At 27.2% G+C, this 21,990-nt stretch carries 23 protein-coding genes; 21 read left to right on the plus strand and 2 right to left on the minus strand.

The genetic code is table 11. From position 1 onward, the window contains the following. The first annotated feature begins 15 nt into the window (after window positions 1–15). From ACYUDJ_RS03690 to spoIIR, 4 genes are all read left to right on the plus strand, one after another. A complete protein-coding gene (locus ACYUDJ_RS03690; RefSeq protein WP_043030911.1) occupies window positions 16–1,476 on the plus strand; it encodes a spore germination protein in 1,461 nt (486 codons plus the stop codon). A gap of 19 nt (window positions 1,477–1,495) precedes the next feature. Then, on the plus strand, window positions 1,496–2,599 hold the full coding sequence (locus ACYUDJ_RS03695) for a GerAB/ArcD/ProY family transporter (protein WP_043030913.1): 1,104 nt from the start codon (window positions 1,496–1,498) through the stop codon (window positions 2,597–2,599). Between the two features lie 43 nt (window positions 2,600–2,642). Further along, window positions 2,643–3,821 carry a Ger(x)C family spore germination protein gene (locus tag ACYUDJ_RS03700; RefSeq protein WP_045515707.1) on the plus strand — a complete coding sequence of 393 codons (1,179 nt, stop codon included), beginning with the start codon at window positions 2,643–2,645 and terminating at the stop codon, window positions 3,819–3,821. A 73-nt stretch (window positions 3,822–3,894) separates the two neighbouring features. Continuing rightward, window positions 3,895–4,527, plus strand: coding sequence for a stage II sporulation protein R (spoIIR, locus tag ACYUDJ_RS03705; protein WP_042385953.1), 633 nt, complete (start codon window positions 3,895–3,897; stop codon window positions 4,525–4,527). A gap of 36 nt (window positions 4,528–4,563) precedes the next feature. On the opposite strand, the gene ACYUDJ_RS03710 is transcribed toward spoIIR, so the two are convergent. Continuing rightward, window positions 4,564–5,805 carry an MGDG synthase family glycosyltransferase gene (locus ACYUDJ_RS03710; protein ID WP_003487905.1) on the minus strand — a complete coding sequence of 414 codons (1,242 nt, stop codon included), beginning with the start codon at window positions 5,803–5,805 and terminating at the stop codon, window positions 4,564–4,566. Between the two features lie 382 nt (window positions 5,806–6,187). Between ACYUDJ_RS03710 and ypeB the strand changes: the two genes are divergently transcribed. The 7 genes from ypeB to rho all read left to right on the plus strand — a co-directional run bounded on the left by ypeB (window position 6,188) and on the right by rho (window position 13,595). Beyond that, window positions 6,188–7,558 carry a germination protein YpeB gene (ypeB, locus tag ACYUDJ_RS03715; RefSeq protein WP_003487901.1) on the plus strand — a complete coding sequence of 457 codons (1,371 nt, stop codon included), beginning with the start codon at window positions 6,188–6,190 and terminating at the stop codon, window positions 7,556–7,558. 101 nt (window positions 7,559–7,659) lie between these two features. Continuing rightward, a complete protein-coding gene (locus ACYUDJ_RS03720; protein ID WP_042385950.1) occupies window positions 7,660–8,640 on the plus strand; it encodes a DUF814 domain-containing protein in 981 nt (326 codons plus the stop codon). A gap of 18 nt (window positions 8,641–8,658) precedes the next feature. After that, complete coding sequence (locus ACYUDJ_RS03725; RefSeq protein WP_003487897.1) at window positions 8,659–9,087, plus strand: YwiB family protein; 429 nt, start codon at window positions 8,659–8,661, stop codon at window positions 9,085–9,087. 141 nt (window positions 9,088–9,228) lie between these two features. After that, complete coding sequence (locus ACYUDJ_RS03730) at window positions 9,229–9,528, plus strand: hypothetical protein (protein ID WP_042385942.1); 300 nt, start codon at window positions 9,229–9,231, stop codon at window positions 9,526–9,528. 235 nt (window positions 9,529–9,763) lie between these two features. Then, window positions 9,764–11,365, plus strand: a complete 1,602-nt coding sequence (locus tag ACYUDJ_RS03735) for a CTP synthase (protein WP_042385940.1) — start codon at window positions 9,764–9,766, stop codon at window positions 11,363–11,365. 268 nt (window positions 11,366–11,633) lie between these two features. Beyond that, a complete protein-coding gene (locus ACYUDJ_RS03740) occupies window positions 11,634–11,978 on the plus strand; it encodes a hypothetical protein (protein WP_003487891.1) in 345 nt (114 codons plus the stop codon). Window positions 11,979–12,149: 171 nt separating this feature from the next. After that, window positions 12,150–13,595 (plus strand): transcription termination factor Rho, encoded by a 1,446-nt coding sequence (gene rho / locus ACYUDJ_RS03745; protein WP_042385937.1) that lies wholly within the window; start codon window positions 12,150–12,152, stop codon window positions 13,593–13,595. Window positions 13,596–13,634: 39 nt separating this feature from the next. Here rho and rpmE read toward each other — a convergent pair whose 3' ends face one another. After that, complete coding sequence (gene rpmE / locus ACYUDJ_RS03750) at window positions 13,635–13,853, minus strand: 50S ribosomal protein L31 (protein WP_003487888.1); 219 nt, start codon at window positions 13,851–13,853, stop codon at window positions 13,635–13,637. Between the two features lie 226 nt (window positions 13,854–14,079). Between rpmE and ACYUDJ_RS03755 the strand changes: the two genes are divergently transcribed. The 10 genes from ACYUDJ_RS03755 to upp all read left to right on the plus strand — a co-directional run bounded on the left by ACYUDJ_RS03755 (window position 14,080) and on the right by upp (window position 21,716). Then, complete coding sequence (locus tag ACYUDJ_RS03755; RefSeq protein WP_003356155.1) at window positions 14,080–14,655, plus strand: thymidine kinase; 576 nt, start codon at window positions 14,080–14,082, stop codon at window positions 14,653–14,655. Window positions 14,656–14,671: 16 nt separating this feature from the next. Beyond that, a complete protein-coding gene (locus ACYUDJ_RS03760; protein ID WP_003487885.1) occupies window positions 14,672–15,589 on the plus strand; it encodes a DUF1385 domain-containing protein in 918 nt (305 codons plus the stop codon). Between the two features lie 7 nt (window positions 15,590–15,596). Beyond that, window positions 15,597–16,448, plus strand: coding sequence for a peptide chain release factor N(5)-glutamine methyltransferase (gene prmC / locus ACYUDJ_RS03765; protein ID WP_042385933.1), 852 nt, complete (start codon window positions 15,597–15,599; stop codon window positions 16,446–16,448). Window positions 16,449–16,526: 78 nt separating this feature from the next. Then, window positions 16,527–17,606: a peptide chain release factor 1 gene (gene prfA, locus ACYUDJ_RS03770; RefSeq protein ID WP_172819847.1), complete on the plus strand. Its 1,080-nt coding sequence runs from the start codon at window positions 16,527–16,529 to the stop codon at window positions 17,604–17,606. A 27-nt stretch (window positions 17,607–17,633) separates the two neighbouring features. Continuing rightward, window positions 17,634–18,242, plus strand: coding sequence for a hypothetical protein (locus ACYUDJ_RS03775; RefSeq protein ID WP_003487879.1), 609 nt, complete (start codon window positions 17,634–17,636; stop codon window positions 18,240–18,242). A 60-nt stretch (window positions 18,243–18,302) separates the two neighbouring features. Beyond that, the gene (locus ACYUDJ_RS03780; RefSeq protein WP_080333472.1) at window positions 18,303–19,022 is read left to right on the plus strand and encodes a ZIP family metal transporter; all 720 of its coding nucleotides are present in this window, start codon (window positions 18,303–18,305) and stop codon (window positions 19,020–19,022) included. Window positions 19,023–19,042: 20 nt separating this feature from the next. Beyond that, the gene (locus ACYUDJ_RS03785) at window positions 19,043–20,098 is read left to right on the plus strand and encodes an L-threonylcarbamoyladenylate synthase (protein ID WP_043030919.1); all 1,056 of its coding nucleotides are present in this window, start codon (window positions 19,043–19,045) and stop codon (window positions 20,096–20,098) included. A gap of 9 nt (window positions 20,099–20,107) precedes the next feature. Then, window positions 20,108–20,560: a low molecular weight protein arginine phosphatase gene (locus ACYUDJ_RS03790; RefSeq protein ID WP_030032878.1), complete on the plus strand. Its 453-nt coding sequence runs from the start codon at window positions 20,108–20,110 to the stop codon at window positions 20,558–20,560. 59 nt (window positions 20,561–20,619) lie between these two features. Further along, window positions 20,620–21,057, plus strand: coding sequence for a ribose 5-phosphate isomerase B (rpiB, locus tag ACYUDJ_RS03795; protein WP_003487875.1), 438 nt, complete (start codon window positions 20,620–20,622; stop codon window positions 21,055–21,057). Window positions 21,058–21,086: 29 nt separating this feature from the next. Continuing rightward, on the plus strand, window positions 21,087–21,716 hold the full coding sequence (upp, locus tag ACYUDJ_RS03800; protein WP_003487874.1) for a uracil phosphoribosyltransferase: 630 nt from the start codon (window positions 21,087–21,089) through the stop codon (window positions 21,714–21,716). Window positions 21,717–21,990 lie beyond the last annotated feature (274 nt).

Below are 21,990 nucleotides of genomic sequence, written 5' to 3' on the forward strand. Positions count from 1 at the left end.
AAGGGAGTGTAAACAATGAAGGAAATGGTTAAGGATGAAATATATAAAAATATAGACAAAAATATAAAATATATAAAAGAATTACTAGAAGGTAGTTCTGATATGGTTTTTAGAGAATTTTTAATAGGAAATACAAAAGCTTTTATAGTGTACATAGATGGTATGGCGGATAAAAATTTGTTAAATGATTATGTTTTAGAATCGCTTATGTTAGAAGCACATAAACTGAATAGCATAGATAACATTAAAAATAAGATTTTAACAGTAACAGACTTATCAGAACAAGAAAAATTAAGCAAAGTCATAGATTTAGTGTTATCAGGAGAGACTTTACTATTAATAGATGGCATTGATAAGGCTTATGTAATAGCTACAAGACTTTGGCCTGTTAGGGGGATTGGAGAACCACAGTCAGAAACAGCAATAAAAGGAAGTAGAGATGGGTTTACAGAAACTATAAGATTTAATACTGCATTGGTTAGAAGGAGAATAAGAGATACTAGATTGAAAATAGAGTCTAAAAAATTAGGAGTAAGATCTAAAACCGATGTGACCATTATGTACATAGAAGATATTGTAAATCAGGATGTTTTAAATAATTTATATCATAGATTAGAAAAAATAAAAATTGATGCTATATTCGGAAGCGGATATGTAGAACATTTCATAGAGGATAATAAATGGTCCCTTTTTCCAACCACTAAAAGTACAGAGAGACCAGATGTGGTAGCTTCAGCTTTATATGAAGGAAGAGTAGCTATTTTAGTTGATAATTCACCCTTTGCTATTATAGTCCCTACTACTTTACCAAGTTTGTTTCAGTCCCCTGACGATTACTATCAAAGATGGATACATTCATCAATAATACGAATAATAAGATTATTTTCAATGATTATTAGTATGATATTACCGGCTATGTATGTAGCTGTAACTTCCTATCATAGTGCTATTATACCAACCAAGTTAGCTTATTTTATAGCTGCATCTAGAGAAGGAGTTCCTTTTCCCGCTTATATGGAAGCTATAATAATGGAACTTAGCTTAGCATTATTAATGGAATCTATAGTTAGATTACCAAAACCTGTAGGGTCTACTATAGGTATTGTTGGAGGACTTATAATAGGTCAGGCAGCAGTATCAGCAGGTATTGTAAGTCCTATCATGATAATTATTGTTTCTATAACTACTATAACAAACTTTACAGCCCCAAGCTATGATGTAAGTTCTTCGTTCAGGATAATTAGATTTTTATTAATTATAGCAGCATCATTCTTAGGGTTATATGGAGTGGTTTTAGGTTTAATAGTAGTGTTGATACATTTAGTAAGATTAAAAAGTTTTGGAATACCTTATTTATCACCTATTGTTAATCCAAGCATTAGTGATTTCAAAGATATGTATATAAGAGCCCCTATAAGGTCTTTTAAGAAAAGACCAGATTATATGAAAACTAGAGATAAAATAAGACAAAGATAAAATAGATTTGGAGGAATTAATGGTGAGGGATGAGAACTTTGTAACATCTTATAGTTTATTTGCTACCATTGTAACTAGTGTTATTGGTATAAGTGTATTTTCTTATGCTAGTGATCTTTCAAATATAGTTGGAAATGATGGATGGATAGTAATAATCATAAGCGCTTTAATTAGCTTTTTTTTAATATATATTATGTATTTAATAATAAAATTTAATAATTATAATGAATTCTATGAAATAGTAAGTAATAATTTTGGAGCAGTTTTAGGAAAACTTATAGCCTTAAGTTTTATTATGTATAACATTATATATATATCTAATGGATTAAGGGTTTTCATAGAGGAAATTAAATTATACTTATTAGAGAAGACTCCTACAGAATTTTTGATTATTGTTAGTATAATTGTAGCTAGTTATCTTATAAGAGGAGAGGTTGATACTCTTGTTAAATTTAATGAAGTAGCCTTCTGGGTTAGCTTTATTCCAGTTATATTTATACTAATCTTTGCATTTTATCAAGGGGATTTTACCAATTTATTACCTGTATTTGAAAATAAACCTACTAATTATATAAAAGCTACATGGACTACTATAAATAGATTTAAAGGAATAGAAATTATATTTCTGTTATTACCCTTTATGAAAAAAAAGAATAAAACTCCCAAAGTATTGTTTAATAGTTTATTTTTTATAGGTGTTTTTTATATTTTTATAGTAATTTTATCTATAATTATGTTTTCAACAGAACAGGTAAAAGTAATGCTTTGGCCAGGAATAACAATGATAAAGTCTATAGATATACCTGGCACATTTGTTGAAAGATGGGAAGGTATAATTATGGCTGTGTGGGTGTTGTTTTTCTTTACTACATTTACTAACACTTATTATTTTTCAGCAGATGTATTAAAAGATATATTACATATAGAAGATATAAAAATATCTTCTTTACTTATAGTGCCATTTATATATATTATTGCACTATATCCTGAGAATGTAGCTGAAGTAATGAGTGTAGAAAAAAGTTTAATGTCTATATTGTTTATTATAAATATAGTGGTTATTCCTATAATTTTATTTGCAATAAGTAAGTTTAAATTAAGTAAAAGAAAGGGTAAATATTAAAAGTAAGTATAAGCATAAATATATATTTAGGAGTTGTTATATTATGAAATCAAAAAAGTATTTAGTTATAATGCTTATATTATCAACTATATGTATGACAGGATGCTGGGATAAGGTAGAAATAGATAAAAAAGCATTTGTTTCCGTTCTAGGAGTGGATGCGGGAAAGGATATAGGAAAAGAAAAGCAGCTAGAGAAAATAAGTCCTGCTGCATCTTTTACAGGAAGTAAGTTTGACAAAATAAGAGTAACCTATGCTTTTCCGGATATAAGTAAATTAGGACCTGAAAAGGGAGGAACAGCAGCAGATAATACTATGTCAGTAGATGCATATTCAATGCAGGATAGTATGGATAAAATTGTAAATAAAAGTAGTAGAAATTTAAGTTTTGGACACTTAAAACTTATGGTTTTAAATACAAGTATTTTGGATTATAGCAATACTTTTAAAGAAGTAATAGATTATATACAAAGACAACCCGCTATAAATAGAATGATTTATATAGTTTTTTCAGAAGATAAAAGTGAAGAAATATTACGTTTTAAACCTAATATGGAAAAAAGTATAGAAAATTATATAATAGGTATGTTAGAAAATAATGAAAAAAATAATACGGCTTTTCCACTTACATTAAATGAATTTTTAGAAGAGACTAGCCAAAATAATACAGCTTTGATACCTGTTATTAATATAGATAAAAAAAATAAGGATCTTAAAATATCAAAAGTTGCTGTAATAAAAAATAATAAGATAAAAGGATATATAAGTACAGAGCAATCTAATAATATACAACTTATAAATAAAAAATTTAAAGGTGGAACTAGAACTATAATAAGAGATGGAAGCCCTTTAGACTATTCCATAGAAAACAGTGAAAGAAAAATTAAGTTAAAGGATAAAGAAAATTTGAGCTTTGATATAAAATTAAATTTAGAAGGCCAAATTAAAGGATATAATATTGATAAACAAATATCTTCTAAAGGGGATATAAATAAAATAGAAGAGGATTTAAATAAAGCTATAACACAAGAAATAAATGAAGTTATAAGGGTATCTCAAAGTGAGTATAATACAGATATCTTAGATTTAGGGGAATATGTTCATAAGTATCATCCTAAGCTGTGGAAAAAAATAAAAGGTAATTGGAATGATTTATATAAAAGTTTAGATATAAATGTTACTGTAGATACAAAAGTTAGAAGAATAGGAGCAATAAAATAATTTTTTAAAATTGAATATAACTATAATATTTGGTAATAATAACTAATAAATAAGATCAATGGGGGGAATATATATGAAAAGAATATTAGTTTTTATGTTAAGTATTATAGTTATATTTTTTATTGGCTTTAATTCTTTTAATTTAGTTTATGGGAGTACAAGCAGTGAACAAAAAAATATTTCAAATAAAATAATAAGGTTTCATGTCTTAGCAAATAGTGATAGTATAGAAGATCAAAGTTTGAAACTTAAAGTTAAAGATGAAATAATAAAATATATGATGCCAAAATTAGACAAAAGTAATAGCATAGATGAGTCAAGAAAAATATTAAAAGAAAATGATAAAGAGATAAAAAAAATAGCAGAAAATATCATAAATAAAAATGGATATAAATATTCAGTTAATACTTATTTAAGACAAGAGCAATTTCCTATAAAAACCTATGGGAATATAACCTTGCCACAAGGGCAATATGAAGCCTATAAAATCGTTATAGGCAATGGTCAGGGGCAAAATTGGTGGTGTGTTATGTTTCCACCATTATGTTTTGTTGATGTAACAAAAGGAGAAGTATCAACAAAGGAAACAGAACAAAAAATGAAAAAAGTATTAAAAGAAGAAGAGTTGAAGTCTATTAATAATTCAAAAAATTCTTATGAAATAAAGTTTAAAGTTGTAGAAGAGATTAATAAATTAAAAAAATAAAAAAAACTCTGTATTTGAAAATAATACAGAGTTTTTTTATAATAAAAATTTTTCAGCTGTTTTTATAAAATATTTTTCTATAGATTTAAACAAATTTTTATTTTTATTACTAATTATATGGTTAGATACATACATTTTATTTTTAGCAGAGTCATTTATCTTGATATTCATTAAAAATTTTAATAAGTTATAAATATCATTTCCAGAATTTGGCTTGGCGAATTTGTTACAATTTAAACTCATAGTTTTTAATGATGATTCAGATTTTAATAAATCACTTATTATATTTTTTGTATCTTCTATAGAGTCTATACTTATAGCTAAATTATGTCTTAATAAAAATTCTGCATTTTTTTCTTCTTGACCTGGTATAGGCGAAAAAATAGCCATTGGTATATTTGAAACTAATGCTTCTGTAATAGTAAGACCACCAGGTTTAGTTAAAAGCAAATCACAACATTGCATATATTTATTTACTTCATTAGTAAAGCCTATGATTCTAGTTTCCTTATCAGAATCTTCTTTTAATTTACTTAATTGGCTATATAGTTTTTTATTATTACCTGTTATTATAATAATTTGTATATTTTGTTCTATTTTTATTAATTCGCTATAAAGGTCAGATATTTTACCTATACCTAAACTTCCGCCCATTATTAAAAAAGTAGGAATATTAATATTTAGGTCTAATTCTTTTAAGGTTTTTTCTTTATCATATTTGTTTAAAAAACTTGGGCTAACAGGTATACCAAAATCAAAAATTTTATTTTTAGGAACATCTCTGGCTACCATCTCATCAATCATATCTGAATTAGATACTACATAAGCATCCGTATGCTCTTGAATCCAAAAACTATGAGGAGCATAATCAGTAAGTATAGTTAGAGAAGGTATATTTAATTTGTCCTTATCTTTCATAATAGATATCATTTCAGCTGGGAAAGGATGAGTACATATTATAACATCTGGGTCAAATTCATCTATTAAATGAGAAAGTTTGTAGTTCATAATTTTGCTCAGATTAGAACTTATAACTGTGGCTAAGCCTTCATCATCCTCTGAATGGTCATATAATTTCCCAAATAAAGAAGGAGTTACTTTTAATGTTTTCAAATAGCTACCTATAATAACTTTATCTATTAAAGGGTTTATATACTTTAATGTATCTATTATAGTGATTTCGGCTTCATTATTATTTAATTTTATATAAGATTTTAATGCTTCTGCTGCATGACTATGGCCACCTCCAGCAGAAACAGATAATATTAGAATTTTCATTTAGTCACCCTCTAATTTATTATGTAATAAATAAAATATGATTGTAGAAATAAAATTTAGTGTATGGGTTATACATTAACATTATATAGGATAAATATATAATTATAAATGTATTTAAATAAGTTTTAAGGATTTTTTAATATGAGAATATAAAATGTTAAGAAGTATTAAGAAGTATATTAAATATATTATATATTATAAATATAAAATAAATACTTAAATATTTTACAAAAATTAGATCGTATAGTCTATAATAACATAGAATTAAAAATAAGAAACCTATAAATTATAGTTATATATTCAAATAAATTTTATCAATTAATGAATAACCCCAACTATAAATACAGATAATAAAGTAAGAAATGTTGGGAGGTTAGGATATATGAAAAAAAGTACTAAAAGAATACTATATACTTTAACTGTAACATTGATAGTTGTTTTTTCAAGTACATTTGCTATTTTAATGACTTTAGAAAGAAATGATTATAGAAATTATCTTCAAGGTGAATATAGTAAAAATTTACATGAACTAATAACTTCTGTACAAAACATAAGAGTTAATTTATCTAAAGCACCTATTATAGGTTCAAGAGAGCAGGAAATAGTTACATTTGAAGAAATATTTAAATATTCATCTATGGCCAATGACAAATTACATTCATTACCTATAGACCAAAACACAATAACAAATACTAGTAAATTTTTATCCCAAGTGGGAGATTTTTCTAACAGTTTAGCAAAGTCAATAGTTAAAAATAATAATTTGTCAAAAGATGATTATGACAATATAGAAAGATTAAAAAAAGAATCACTTCAGTTAGAAAATCAATTAAATAACGTTGTTATGGATGTTAATGAAGGTAGAGTTAGATGGGGAGATATAAGAAAGAAAGTAAGTGGAGTATTAGCTAAAGAAAATCCAAATTCAATTAAAGGTCAATTTAATAATATACAAAAACAGGTTATGCAGTATCCTGCGTTAATTTATGATGGACCTTTTTCAGATAACACTTTAGAAATAACTCCTAAAATAAATAGTGAAAAAAAGATTAATGAAAATGAAGCAAAGAAAATGGCTAAAAATATAATAGGAAACGATAAAGTAGAATCTATTAAATTAGATACAAATGAAGGAAAAACTAATATAGCAACCTATAGATTTATAGTTAATATTAAAGGTAGGGAAGGTAAAAAAGATAATGTTACATGTGAAATTAGCAAGCATGGTGGAAAACTAGTATATTTAATAGATTCTAGAGGAGTAGGTCAACCTAAAATAGATAAAAAAAGAGCTATAAATATAGGAAATGATTATCTTAAAAAACTTAAAATTTCTAATATGGTACCTACATATACTTTAAATTATGATAATGTAGCTGTAATAAATTATGTATACAAACAGAATGATGTAATAGTGTACCCAGATCAAGTAAAGTTAAAAATAGCTTTAGATAAAGGGGAAATAATAGGAGTAGAATCAGAAAAATATTTAATATCTCATCATGATAGGAATATTAATAAAAATATAAAGGTTAGTGAAAAGGACGCAGAAAAGAGAGTTGGAAAAAATTTAAATATTACTAATGTTAGATTAAGCATTATTCCGACAGAGGCTAATACAGAAGTTTTGTGCTATGAATTTTCTGGAACTTATAAAAATGATAAATTTAAAATATTTATAAATGCCAATACAGGGTATGAAGAGAGGATATTACAAATACTAGATACCCCAAATGGTGAATTAACAATATGATATAATACAAATAAAGAGTGAATAATAGTGTATTCACTCTTTATTTGTATTATAATAATAATTATTGAAAAGTAAGTAATATGAAAAGAAGGGTGAGTTTAATGACAAGAGCTTTAGCTATGATATCAGGTGGCTTAGATAGTACATTAGCTGCTAAACTTATAAAAGATCAAGGAATAGAAGTAATAGGAATATGTTTTAGATCATATTTTTTTAATGAAAAAAATGCAGAGAGAATGACTAAACAGATTGATATACCTTTAGAAGTAGTGGATTTTTCAAAGAAACATTTAGAAATGGTTAAAAATCCTAAACATGGTTATGGGAAAAATATGAATCCATGTATTGATTGTCATTCTATGATGATGAAATATTCAGGAGAACTTTTAGAAAAATTTAATGCAGACTTTATAATAACAGGAGAGGTTTTAAATCAGAGGCCTATGTCACAAAATAAAGCAGCTTTAAATGTAGTAAAAAAAGAATCAGGATATGAACAAAAAATATTAAGACCGTTATGTGCCAAGATTTTACCACCTACAGAAATGGAGTTACAAAATCTCGTAGACAGAGAAAAACTTTTAGATATATCTGGTAGAAGTAGAAAGGTTCAAATGGATTTAGCAGAAAAATGGGGTATAAAAGAGTACCCTTCACCAGCAGGCGGATGTAAACTTACAGAGCCTAATTATGCAAAAAGATTAAAGGATTTACTAAAACATAAAGAAACTCCTGAAGAAAGAGAACTTGAATTATTAAAATACGGAAGACATTTTAGAATATCAGAGAATTGTAAAATAATATCTACTAGAACTAAAGAAGAAGGAGATGTTATTAAAAATTACTTAAGTTCAAAAGACTATATGTTTTTATCTTGTGATTATAATGGTTCTACTGTGGTAATAATAGGAGAACCTAATGAAGATGATATAAAATTAGCAGCGGAAATAACAGGGCGATATAGCAAAGGTAAAGATGAAGATGAGATAAAGGTTAAGTATGGTAAAGTCAATACTAATTTAAATAATATAATAGAAGTAAAGCCAGCTTCTGATGATTATTTAAAAAAATTTATAATATAAAGAAAAGGAATGTAAGCTATGAAAAAGAAAGCACTTATCCATGTTTTAAGTTCTGTTCCAGAGGCAAAAGAAAAAAATGATTCAATAGAAGTGGTTACACCAGGAAACTTTTATAAAAAAGATAGGAATTATTATGCTGTTTATGAAGAAACTGCTATATCTGGAATGGAAGGTACTACTACTACTCTTAAAATAAGTGAAAAAAATTTTTCACTAATAAGAATGGGAAGTACTAGTACAAAAATGGACTTTGCACTAAATAAGAAAAATATGTCTATGTATAGTACTCCTTATGGTACTTTAGAGATAAATATAAACACTAAGAAATTAGATATAAATATAGATGATAATGGGGGAAGTATATATATTGACTATATTATGAGTGTAGCAGGACAAAAACCTCAAAACACTATATTAAATATAAATATATCGCCTGAAAAAAAATAAATATCATATGTATTTACATAATCAGTATTAACCCTCTTAAGATAGTGTTTTAATTATAAAATCCTTGCTTAAGAGGGCTAATGTTGTTTAAAAATAAACTATATGGACAAAATTATAATAAAAACCGTAAGAGGTGTTATTATGAATTATTTTACAAACTCAAAATATGAAAATATAATAAAATTGTTATGTAAATATAAAGGTATATCTGAATATGAAATGATAAACATAGTGAGAGATAATGAATGCAGGTATTTATTATTTTTATTATTAAGAAAATATAATTGCATAGAAATAGAAAACTTGAAAAAAGATTTTAATATTAGTGATTATGAAGGTATATGTAATAATATAGAGGAAGCAGAAAAGAAATTATTATTAAATAAGAAAATAAGAGATATGTTTTTTGAAGCAGGAGAAATTTTAGACAACATAAAATAAAAATTAACGAAAAAATATAGCACAACATAATAATTTGTGTTATTATATATAGGTATGTTTTTTGAATCCATAAAAATTTACATAAAATCGCGATTTTAAATATTAAAGGTAAGGATTATTATATATTAAAATTCTAATGATGTCAATAGATTTTATGTAAATTTGGTGCAGAATAATACAAACTTAAACTTTGGAGGTGAAAACTGCTTTATTATATATTAAAGCAGGAGAGCGTATGAGCACTAAATATATATTTGTAACAGGTGGGGTTGTTTCTTCATTAGGGAAAGGAATAACAGCAGCTTCTTTAGGGAGACTTTTAAAAAATAGAGGACTTAAGGTTTCAATACAAAAATTTGATCCATATATAAATATAGATCCAGGAACAATGAGCCCTTATCAACATGGTGAAGTATTTGTAACAGAGGATGGTGCAGAAACAGATCTAGATTTAGGCCATTATGAAAGGTTTATAGATGAAAATTTAAGCCAAAATAGTAATGTAACTACAGGAAAGATTTACTGGTCTGTTATATCTAAAGAAAGAAAAGGTGATTATTTAGGTGCCACAGTGCAGGTAATACCTCATATAACTACAGAAATAAAATCTAGAGTATATAGGGTAGCTAAAGAAAAGGAAGTAGATGTAGTTATAACTGAAATAGGTGGAACTATAGGGGATATAGAATCCCTACCTTTTTTAGAGTCTATAAGACAAATCAAATACGAAGTTGGAAGAGAAAATGTATGCTTTATTCATGTAACCTTACTACCTTTCTTAGGAAAAGCAGGGGAGTTAAAGACAAAGCCTACCCAACATTCAGTTAAAGAACTTAGAGGAATAGGGATACAGCCAGATATCATAGTTTGTCGATCAGAAAAACAGATACCAAAGGAATTAAAGGAGAAAATAGGATTATTTTGTAATGTAGATAAAGAGGATGTCATACAAAATTTAGACGCAGAAAATCTTTATGAAGTACCATTAATGCTACATAAAGAAAATTTAGATACTTTAGTATGCAAGAAATTAGGCCTAAATTACAGTAAAATAGATAATACAGAATGGATATCAATGGTGAATAATGCAAAAAATCTTTCTAAGAATACTACTATAGCTTTGGTAGGTAAGTATGTAGAATTACATGATGCTTATATATCAATAGTGGAAGCTTTAAACCATGGTGGTTATGCTAATGATACTAAGGTGAATATAAAATGGATAAATTCTGAAGAAGTAAATGAAAATAATTTTGAGCAGTATTTAAAAGATGCGGATGGTATATTGGTACCAGGTGGATTTGGTGATAGAGGAATAGAAGGGAAAATATGGTCTGCTAAATGGGCAAGAGAAAATAAAATACCTTTTTTAGGAATATGTCTTGGAATGCAATGTGCAGTAATAGAGTTTGCGAGAAATGTATTAAATTATAAAGGTGCTCATAGTGCAGAGATAGATCCAAATACAAAATATCCAGTAATAGATTTAATGCCAGAACAAAAGGATATAGATGATATGGGAGGAACTATGAGATTGGGATCCTATCCTTGTAAATTACTTAAGGGTACAAATGCAGAAAAAGCTTATGGGCAAGAGATTGTATATGAAAGACATAGACATAGATATGAATTTAATAATGAATATAGGAGTAAGCTAACAGAAGCAGGTCTAATATTATCAGGAACAAGTCCAGATGATAGACTAGTAGAAATAGTAGAGATAAATAATCATCCTTGGTATGTAGCTGTTCAATTTCATCCGGAATTAAAATCAAGACCTAATAAACCACATCCATTGTTTAAAGATTTTGTAAAAGCTACTTTAGATAAAAAATAAATTTTATATATTATTTAAGATTTAATATATGTTAATAAACAACAACATCAGAATTTATAAAAATGAGTAATTTTGGTGTTGTTGTTTTTCTTGTATAAGCTATTAATTTATAGGAAAGATATTTTTAAAAGTAAATATTAAACTAATAATACTTGAAGGATTTAACATATATTTATAGAAATATAATAACAAGAGAAATGAAAAAGTTAATGAAAAATATATAAGTTTGTTATGAATTGTAAAATTATGAGAGGGGAGATGGAGTCCTATGATAATACAAACAGAATTAGGTATAGCTATTAAAAATACCTTTGGGAAATATGAATTAGTAGATTTTTCTTTATTCAATACTTCTAAAATAAATGAATATGAATTAGGGCTCACAATTAATAAAAGCAATAAAGGGAATATTGCAATTACTGTTAAGTGTCATATATGCAATAATATTCACAAATATAATTATAATATAGATGAATTTTTAAAAAGAGAAATTATTGTAGGCGGGTGTGAAATATTAGGCATACCATTATTTTACATAGGTAACAAATCTACCATAGAAGAAAGAGTATATAAACAAAATCAGATTTTTGATAAAATATATATGATGGTTTAGAGTAACTTTTAAAAGTTACTCTTTATTTTTATTTATATATGGATTAAAATACATAAATAGGGTATAATCTATTTTGAAAGATTTTCTAAAATTTAACTACTCTTTTTAACCTAAGTTTTGATATTTTCCTGTTATTTAATATATATAATTTAATAGAGAGAGGGGATTTTTTTGATAAATAAGGATTATGAAAGCATGACCGTTAAAGAATTAAGAGAAATAGCTAAAAAGCTTGATATAAAAAATATTTCTAAGTTTAAAAAAAGTGAACTTATAGAAGAAATAAAAACTTCACAGTCAACAGCTATAGAGAAAGATGGAAAAATTTTAGTTGAAAAAATATCACCTAAAGTTATAAAAAATGGAAACTATATACATAATAAAATCACTAAAGAAAATAGTGTCAATGAAGAAAAAACTAATTCTCTTATGAAAAACAGCGAAGAAAATAAAGCGGAAAGATTAAAAGAGATGATAAATGAATCACAAAGAGCTAAAGGTGTTTTGGAGATTATAGAAAATAATAATTATGGATTTTTAAGAGGACAAAATTATTTGTCAGGTCCCGAAGATATATATGTATCTCCATCACAAATAAGAAGATTTAATTTAAGAACAGGTGACGAAGTTGAAGGAAAAGTTAGAATACCAAAGGATGGAGAAAAGTTTAAAGCTTTAATATACGTAGAAAGGGTAAATGGAGAAAATCCTGAAAAAGCAGTAGGAAGAAAACCTTTTGAAAGCTTAGTACCTATATATCCTAATGAAAGGATTAAACTTGAAACAAGTTCACAAGACTTATCTACAAGATTAATGGATATAATATCACCTATAGGAAAAGGACAAAGAGGAATGATAGTAGCCCCTCCTAAAGCAGGTAAAACTACTCTTCTAAAAAAGATAGCCCAAAGCATTTCCCGAAATAATCCATTATGTAAACTTATAGTACTTTTAATTGATGAGAGACCAGAAGAAGTAACAGATATGCAAAGATCTATTAAAGGAGAAGTAATATACTCAACCTTTGATGAAGAGCCAGAGCATCATACAAAGGTTACTTATATGGTTTTAGAAAGAGCTAAAAGAATGGTAGAGCAAGGACAGGATGTTGTTATATTATTAGATAGTATAACAAGATTGTCTAGAGCATATAATTTAACTATTACCCCAACAGGTAGGACATTATCAGGTGGATTAGATCCTGGTGCATTAGTAATGCCAAAGAAATTTTTTGGGGCAGCTAGAAATATTGAAAATGGTGGAAGCTTAACCATATTAGCTACAGCTTTAACTGAAACAGGAAGTAGAATGGATGACATGATATTTGAGGAGTTTAAGGGTACTGGAAATATGGAAGTACATCTTAATAGAAAACTTCAAGAAAGAAGAATATTCCCTGCTTTAGATATTTATAAATCAGGTACAAGAAGAGATGATTTATTATTTACAGATTCTTTAGAAAAAGAAACTGCATTTAATATAAGAAAGCTTCTTTATGAGGAAAATAATGTGGAAAATGTAACTGAACAAGTTTTAAGTATATTATCTAAAACTAAGACTAATGAGGAATTTGTAAATATAATAAGCAAAATGGATATGAATAAAAATAATAAATAGAAAATAAATAAAACCTAATCCGAAAGATTAGGTTTTATACTATTTAACGTCTTCGCTAGATAGGTTGAATTTTTTCATGAATTTATCAACTCTTCCACCAGCATCAACTATTTTTTGTTTTCCAGTAAAGAATGGATGACATTTTGAACAAATTTCTACTTTTAATTCTTTATTAGTTGATCCAGTTGTAAAAGTATTACCGCATGCACATTTAACTACAACGTCATGGTTATATTCTGGATGTATTCCTTCTCTCATTTATTTTCACCTCTTTCGAATTGGTCTTATCACTATTTTAACTACATTATTATAACATAGGCATTTAAATGAAGTCAACAAATTACGGATATTGCATAAATTACTTAAAAATACTAATATAATAAAGAATTAAATAATTATATGTAAATTTTTCCTATAATAAATTCTTTATTATACTAATTAGTTTTGATAAAATATACTTGTTTATTAAAATGGAGGTGTTTTTATGTATGGTCCCAAAGATCATGGGTGGATTGAAGTTGTAGCAGGTCCTATGTATAGTGGCAAAACGGAAGAATTAATAAGACGGATAAGAAGAGCGGAAATAGCAAAGCAAAAAGTTCAAGTTTTTAAACCTGAAATAGATAACAGATATAGTAAACAGGATGTTGTGTCTCATGCAGGAGATAAAATTCAGTCAGTACCAGTTAAAAGTAGTAAAGAAATATTAGAAAAACTTTTAGATGATACAGATGTAATAGGGATAGATGAAGCACAATTTTTTGATGATTCTTTGGTTGAAATAGTAAGTAAAATAGCTAATAATAATAGAAGAGTTATTTGTGCAGGACTAGATATGGATTTTAAAGGGGAACCCTTTGGTCCAATGCCTAAACTTATGGCTATAGCAGAATTTGTAGATAAAATACAAGCCGTATGTATGGTTTGCAATAATCCAGCTACAAGAACTCAAAGACTTATAAATGGAAAGCCAGCGAAAAAATCTGACCCAGTAGTATTAATAGGTGCACAAGAGTCTTATGAAGCTAGATGTAGAAAGTGTCATTGTGTTCCAAGATAAATAATGAGGTGATTAAGTGGGGAAAAGTACTAGCGTTGGAGGACAAGCAGTTTTAGAAGGGGTAATGATGAGGGGGAAAAAGGGTATAGCAACGGCAGTTAGGAAAACAAATGGAGAAATAGTTGTAAATAAAGAAGACTATACACCTTATACTAAAAAAACTTTTTTCTTTTCTCTACCAATAATAAGAGGCTTTGTATCTCTTATCGAATCTTTAGTAATAGGCATAAAAACTTTAAATTATTCTGCATCATTTTTTGAAGAACAGGTTGAAGAATCTAAATTTGATAAGTGGTTTAATAAAGTTTTTAAAGACAAAGCAGATAACATTTTAATTGGAATAACATTACTCATATCTTTTATTATATCTGCAGTAGTATTTTTTATTTTTCCAACTTTTATAGCTAATTTTTTTAAAAAAATAGGTATACAAAGTACTTTATTATTAAATATAATAGAAGGAATAATAAGAATAGCTATATTTTTATTATATATTTTATTAATAAGTAATATGGAAGATATAAAAAGAGTGTTCCAATATCATGGAGCAGAGCATAAGACTATATTTTGTTATGAAAATCATATGGAACTAACACCTGAAAATGCTATAGAATTTACAAGATTTCATCCAAGGTGTGGAACGAATTTCTTGTTTTTAGTTATGATTGTAAGCATACTTTTATTTTCACTTACAGGATGGAGTAACATATGGCAAAGAATTTTATATAGAATAATATTATTGCCTGCGGTTTCAGGGGTTACCTATGAAATTATAAAATGGTTAGGTAAAAGTAATAGTAATTTTGCAAAAATCATAGCATATCCAGGGCTTATGTTACAAAAACTAACAACTAAAGAACCTGATTTAAAGCAATTGGAAGTAGCTATAATGGCTTTAAAAGCAGCAGAAGGAATTGAAAATTCAATGGAGTGATGTTAATTTGTTATTAAAAGATTTGCTGGTAGAAGGATATGGTATTTTAAAAAAAGAATCTATAGATAGCTATCAAATAGATACTCAACTTTTATTAGGGAAAACATTAAAAAAAGATAGATTGTTTATTTTGACTAATCCTGATTATCATATAAAAGAGGAAGAGAAAAAAAAATATTTTCAATTAATAGACCTTAGAAAAAATAAAATGCCTATGAAATATATATTAGGTACAACTGAATTTATGGGACTAGATTTTAATATAAAAAAGGGAGTATTAATACCAAGACCAGATACAGAAATATTAGTAGAAACGGTTTTGGAGGAAATAAAAAATAAAAATTATAAGCAAATTTGTGATGTTTGTTGTGGCAGTGGTATTATAGGAATTACTATAGGATATACTTTAAATAATACAGAAATAATTTGCTATGATATAGAAGATGTGCCATACAATACTACTAAAGAAAATATACTTAAACATAATCTTCAAGATAGAATTAAAGTTTTAAAAAGTGATTTACTTACAGAAGCAATAAAAGGAAAAAGAAAGTTTGATATTATAGTGTCTAACCCACCATATATAAGGGAAGATGTTATTGAAACACTTATGGATGATGTTAAAAAATATGAACCCTTTGAAGCTTTGTGTGGTGGAAAAGATGGATTGTTTTTTTATGAGGGGATAATAAAGCAAAGTTTAGAAGTGCTAAATGATGGGGGAACCATAGCTTTTGAAATAGGTTATGATCAAAAAATACAGGTTTCTCACATTTTACATGAGTATGGTTTTAAGGATATATTATGTATAAAAGATTTAGCTGGAAAAGACAGAGTTATAAAAGCTAGAAAGTATTAAAATTCACAGGTTAGTTGTAAATGCTTTATAAAGTATGATATAATATAAAATTGTGAAAATATATATACGGAGTGAGAAATAATGTTAGAAAGACTTAATTTTATAGAAAATAAATATGAAGAACTATCAAATAAAATAAGCGACCCTTCAGTTATGGCAAATCAAAAAGAATGGCAAAAACTTTGTAAAGAGCATGCTGATTTAGAAATTATAGTTAATACATATAGAGAGTATAAAAAAGCACAAGAGGATTTAGAATCAGATAAAGAGATGTTAAGAGAAGAATCAGACAAAGAACTAAGAGAAATGGCACAGGAAGAAATAAAAGAGTTAACTTTAAAGTTAGAAGATTTAGAAAGAGAATTAACTATATTGTTATTACCAAAAGATCCTAACGATGATAAAGATGTATTTATAGAAATTAGAGCAGGTGCTGGTGGAGATGAAGCGGCTTTATTTGCTTCTAACTTATTAAGAATGTATACAAGATATGCAGAAAGAAAAAACTGGAAAGTAGAAACTATGAGTTTAAATGCTACGGACATAGGTGGATTTAAAGAAGTTACTGTAGCAGTTAAAGGAAAAGGAGCTTATAGTAGATTAAAATATGAAAGTGGAGTTCACAGAGTTCAAAGGGTTCCAGATACAGAATCAAGTGGCAGAATTCATACTTCTACAGCTACTGTAGCTGTGCTTCCTGAAGTAGACGATGTAGATATAAACATAAACGCTAATGACTTAAGAATCGATGTTTATAGAGCCTCAGGTCATGGTGGACAGTGTGTAAATACTACAGATTCTGCTGTAAGAATAACTCACTTACCAACAGGTCTTGTAGTTACATGTCAAGATGAAAAGTCACAATTAAAAAATAAAGAAAAAGCAATGAAGGTTTTAAAAGCTAGATTATTTGAAGCTGCAGAAGCTGAAAGAGCAGCATCTATAGCAGAAGATAGAAAAAGTCAAGTTGGTACTGGGGATAGAAGTGAAAGAATAAGAACTTATAATTATCCTCAAGGAAGAATTACAGACCATAGAATAGGTTTAACATTATATAAATTAGAAACTTTTTTAGATGGGGATATAGATGAAGTTATAGAAGCTTTAGTTACAGAAGATCAAGCGGAAAAAATGAAAGATTTAGGTAGAGTTAACTAATATTAATTAAGGAAAGAAGAGGTAATTATGGATTTAAACAAAGGCCTTAGAAATCAAAAGAGATCTTATAAAAGATTTGTTGTGATTATGAGCTTTATTTTTATCCTATTGCCTCTAATTTTATATTTGTATAATAAAATTTATGATATTTTTTATGTTAGCTATTTAATTATAATTGAAGTTCTAATTATAATGGCTATAATAATTAGAACAGACAGAGAAAAATTAAAATTTGAATATTCTAATAATAGATTGAAGATTGTATTAGGGATAATAAATAGAAAATTAAATATAGTTTGTGATAAAGTAGCATTAGTTCACATAGAGCAATATAACAATATATATGATATAGAAGATTTTAGGATAGTATTATTAACTACATCAAAATTTAGAAATAAAAGAATAATAAAAGTTAACGAGAAATTCCTTAAGTTACATAATTACACTGCAAATTTTTATTATAAACTTAAAAAAATTGATCCTGAAAAAGATTTTTATTATACAATTATAAAAAGAGGAGGACTTAAAAAGTATTATTTATTAGATGCACTATATAGAACTTGCGTATATGCTCATTTTACAGAGGAATGTATAGAAAAAATAAAAGAACTTAGAAAAGAAATAGAGATGGATTAGAATATTTGATAAATTATAATAATAAATATCATATGTAAACAATAAAAAAAAGGTGATTTTTTGAGTAAACTTTTATTTATTATTGTAATAGGAACTATTATATCTTTATCAGGGACAATGATAGGAGCTATAATAGGGATATCTTTAAAAGACCCTTCTGAAAAACTTCTTTGCAAATTCATGGGATTTTCAGCAGGCCTTATGTTGTCTATAGTGATTTTTGATTTAATACCAGAAGCTTTAAATACATGGGATTGTTTTGGAGTTTCAATTTTTTTAGTACTAGGGATACTAATTGTATATTTTATTGATAAAAATACAAATAGTATAGATATAAATATGCATAAGAAGGTAGCATTTATGACGGCTCTAGGTCTTATATTGCACAATTTCCCAGAAGGTATATTAATGGGTGTTGGGTTTCAAGCAGGAAATAGATTAGGGCTGAAAATGGCACTTATTATATCCATACACGATATACCAGAAGGTATAGCGGTGGCCACTCCCTTAATAGCATCTAATGAAAAAAAGAGTAAAACTTTGTTTTATGTTTTTCTTACTGCAATTCCTACATTGTTTGGTGTATTCTTAGGTTCTTATATTGCAAATATATCTAAAAATTTTTTAAGTATACTTTTATCACTTGCTTCAGGAATAATGATTTATGTTGTATGTGCTGAAATGATTCCAGAATCAAGAGACTTAGGAGATAAAGTTACCTCATATTTTTATATGATAGTAGGTATTATAGCTGGATTGATTATAATAAAACTACTATAAAACTTAGGATGGTGTTTATTATGAAAACAAAAGTTGTGAGATTAGATGAAAACAATATAGATGAGCATGTCATAAGTAAGGCTGGAAATATATTAAGACAAGGTGGGCTTGTAGTATTTCCTACAGAAACTGTATATGGATTAGGAGCTAATGCTTTAGATAAAGATGCAGTAAAAAAAATATTTGAAGCAAAGGGGAGACCACAGGATAACCCTTTAATAGTTCATATTTCTAAGGTGAAAGATATAGAGAAATTAGTTGAAAAAATACCACCTATAGCTCAAAAATTAATGGATAAATTTTGGCCTGGGCCTATGACTATAATATTAAAGAAAAAAGATATAATACCAAACGAAACTAGTGCAGGTTTAGATAGTATAGGAATTAGGATGCCATCTAATAAAATAGCAATGGAACTTATTTCTATGGCAGGTGTACCTATAGCTGCACCTTCAGCAAATTTATCAGGGAAACCTAGCCCAACAGATTTAGAAACCTGTGTAGAGGATTTAGATGGTAGGGTAAATGCAATATTAGGTGGGGATAATTCTGAAGTAGGTGTTGAATCTACCGTAATAGATTGTACAATTGATCCACCTTGTATTTTAAGGCCAGGTGGAATAACATTAGAAATGTTAAAAGAAGTAGATTCTAATATATATATTGATCCAGCTATAATGAAAAAGCCAGATAAAGAATTGAGACCAAAGGCACCAGGTATGAAATATAGACATTATGCACCAAAGGCTCCATTAAAAATAATTAAAGGGGATTTAAATAAAACTATTGAAAAAATTAATGAAATGGTGCAAAATTATATAGATGCAGAAAAGAAGGTAGGAATTATTGCTACAGATGAAACTATAGACAATTATAAAAAAGGTGAGGTGGTTTCTATAGGAAGTAGAAAAGATTTAAACACCATTGCCCATAACTTGTTTTATGTTTTAAGAACCTTTGATGAAAAGAATGTAGATTTAATTTTATCTGAAGCATTTGAAGAAAAAGATATGGGAGTAGCTATAATGAATAGGCTAAAGAAGTCAGCTGGCTATGATATTATAAATTTAGATTAGGAGGTACTAATGAATATATTATTTGTTTGTACAGGAAATACCTGTAGAAGTTTTATGGCAGAGGCTATATTTAATTCTTTAAATGATATGGAAGAAATAACTGCTAAATCAGCAGGTATAGCTGTGGTGCCTGGAAGTGTTTCATCAGGTAATGCTTGTAAAATAATTAATGAAGATATTAATATAGACCTATCTAATAGAGAAGCAATTCAATTAGATGAAGAGATATTAGATCAATCAGATCTAATATTAACTATGACATATTCAGCTAAAGATTTATTATCCAATTTATCTCAGGAGGATAGTGATAGAATTTTTTGTATAACTGAATATGTAGGACAAAAAGGTGAGATTTTAGATCCTTTTGGTGGAGATATAGAAGTTTATAAAAGTACTTATGAACAATTAAAAAATATCATTTTATTATTATTAAAAAAATTAAAAGAAGATAGACAAAACTAATAGGTGGTTTATCTTCTTTTTTTGCAAAAATTAATATAAATAATGCGGAGGTGTTTTAAATGAAAATAGCTTTAGGAAGTGATCATGCAGGATTACCTTTGAAAAATGAAATAATAAAACATTTAGAAGGTAAAGGAATAGAAATAAAAGACTTTGGTACATATACAGAAGAATCCTGTGATTATCCAGATTATGCACAAAACGTTGCAGAAAAGGTTGTAGCTAAAGAATTTGATTTTGGAATATTAGTATGTGGAACAGGTATAGGTATAAGTATAGCTGCTAATAAAGTCAAAGGAGTTAGAGCAGCTTTGTGTAGTGACACTTTTAGTGCTCATGCATGCAGAGAACATAACAATGCTAATATATTAGCTCTAGGCCAAAGAGTTGTAGGTGTAGGGTTAGCATTAGATATAGTAGATAATTTCTTAAATGCTAAATTCCAAGGTGGAAGACATGAAAATAGAGTTAACAAAATGATGGGAATAGAAAAATAATATAAGAGATAACTAGGAGGAAAACATAAATGAGTAAAGTAACACAAATAGGACATCCATTAATTCTTCATAAATTAGCCTTAATTAGAGATAAAAATACTGGTTCTAAAGATTTTAGAGAGTTAGTAGAAGAAGTAGCTATGCTTATGGCTTATGAAGTTACAAGAGATTTACAATTAAAGGAAGTAGAAATAGAAACTCCTATATGTAAAACAAAATGCAAAATGTTATCAGGTAAAAAAGTAGCAATAGTTCCAATATTAAGAGCAGGCTTAGGCATGGTTGGTGGAATGACTAGTTTAATACCAGCGGCAAAAGTTGGACACATAGGACTTTACCGTGATGAGGAAACTTTAAAACCTGTAGAATATTTCTGTAAATTACCTCAAGATATTGGTGATAGAGATGTAATTGTTACAGATCCAATGCTTGCTACAGGAGGATCTGCAAAAGATGCAATAACATTATTAAAACAAAAAGGAGCAAAACATATAAGATTAATGTGTCTTGTAGCAGCTCCAGAAGGAATTAAAGAAGTTATGGACGAACATCCAGATGTAGATATATATGTAGCTTCTGTAGATGAGAAACTTAATGAAAAAGGATATGTAGTTCCAGGTTTAGGAGATGCAGGAGACAGACTATACGGAACAAAATAAGAAAATTACGACTTAACATCCTTTAAAGGTTGATAATTAAAACAAGAAATACTTTTAGTCAATAGATAGCTATAAAAATAAAGGAATGCTAATATTAGTTCACAAATAAAGTGTTCTGATTATTTTTATAGATATCTATTTTTCCTAAAAGTATTTCTTGTTTTAATACCTTTAAAAGCTGTTATAATAATTAATATTTAGGTTTATATAAGAAAATTTTAGTTTAAGTGGATATCTAAAATCTATCATTTTGATATAGTTACTTACTAATGGG

The sequence above is a fragment of the Clostridium sp. CTA-6 genome (assembly GCF_054768115.1).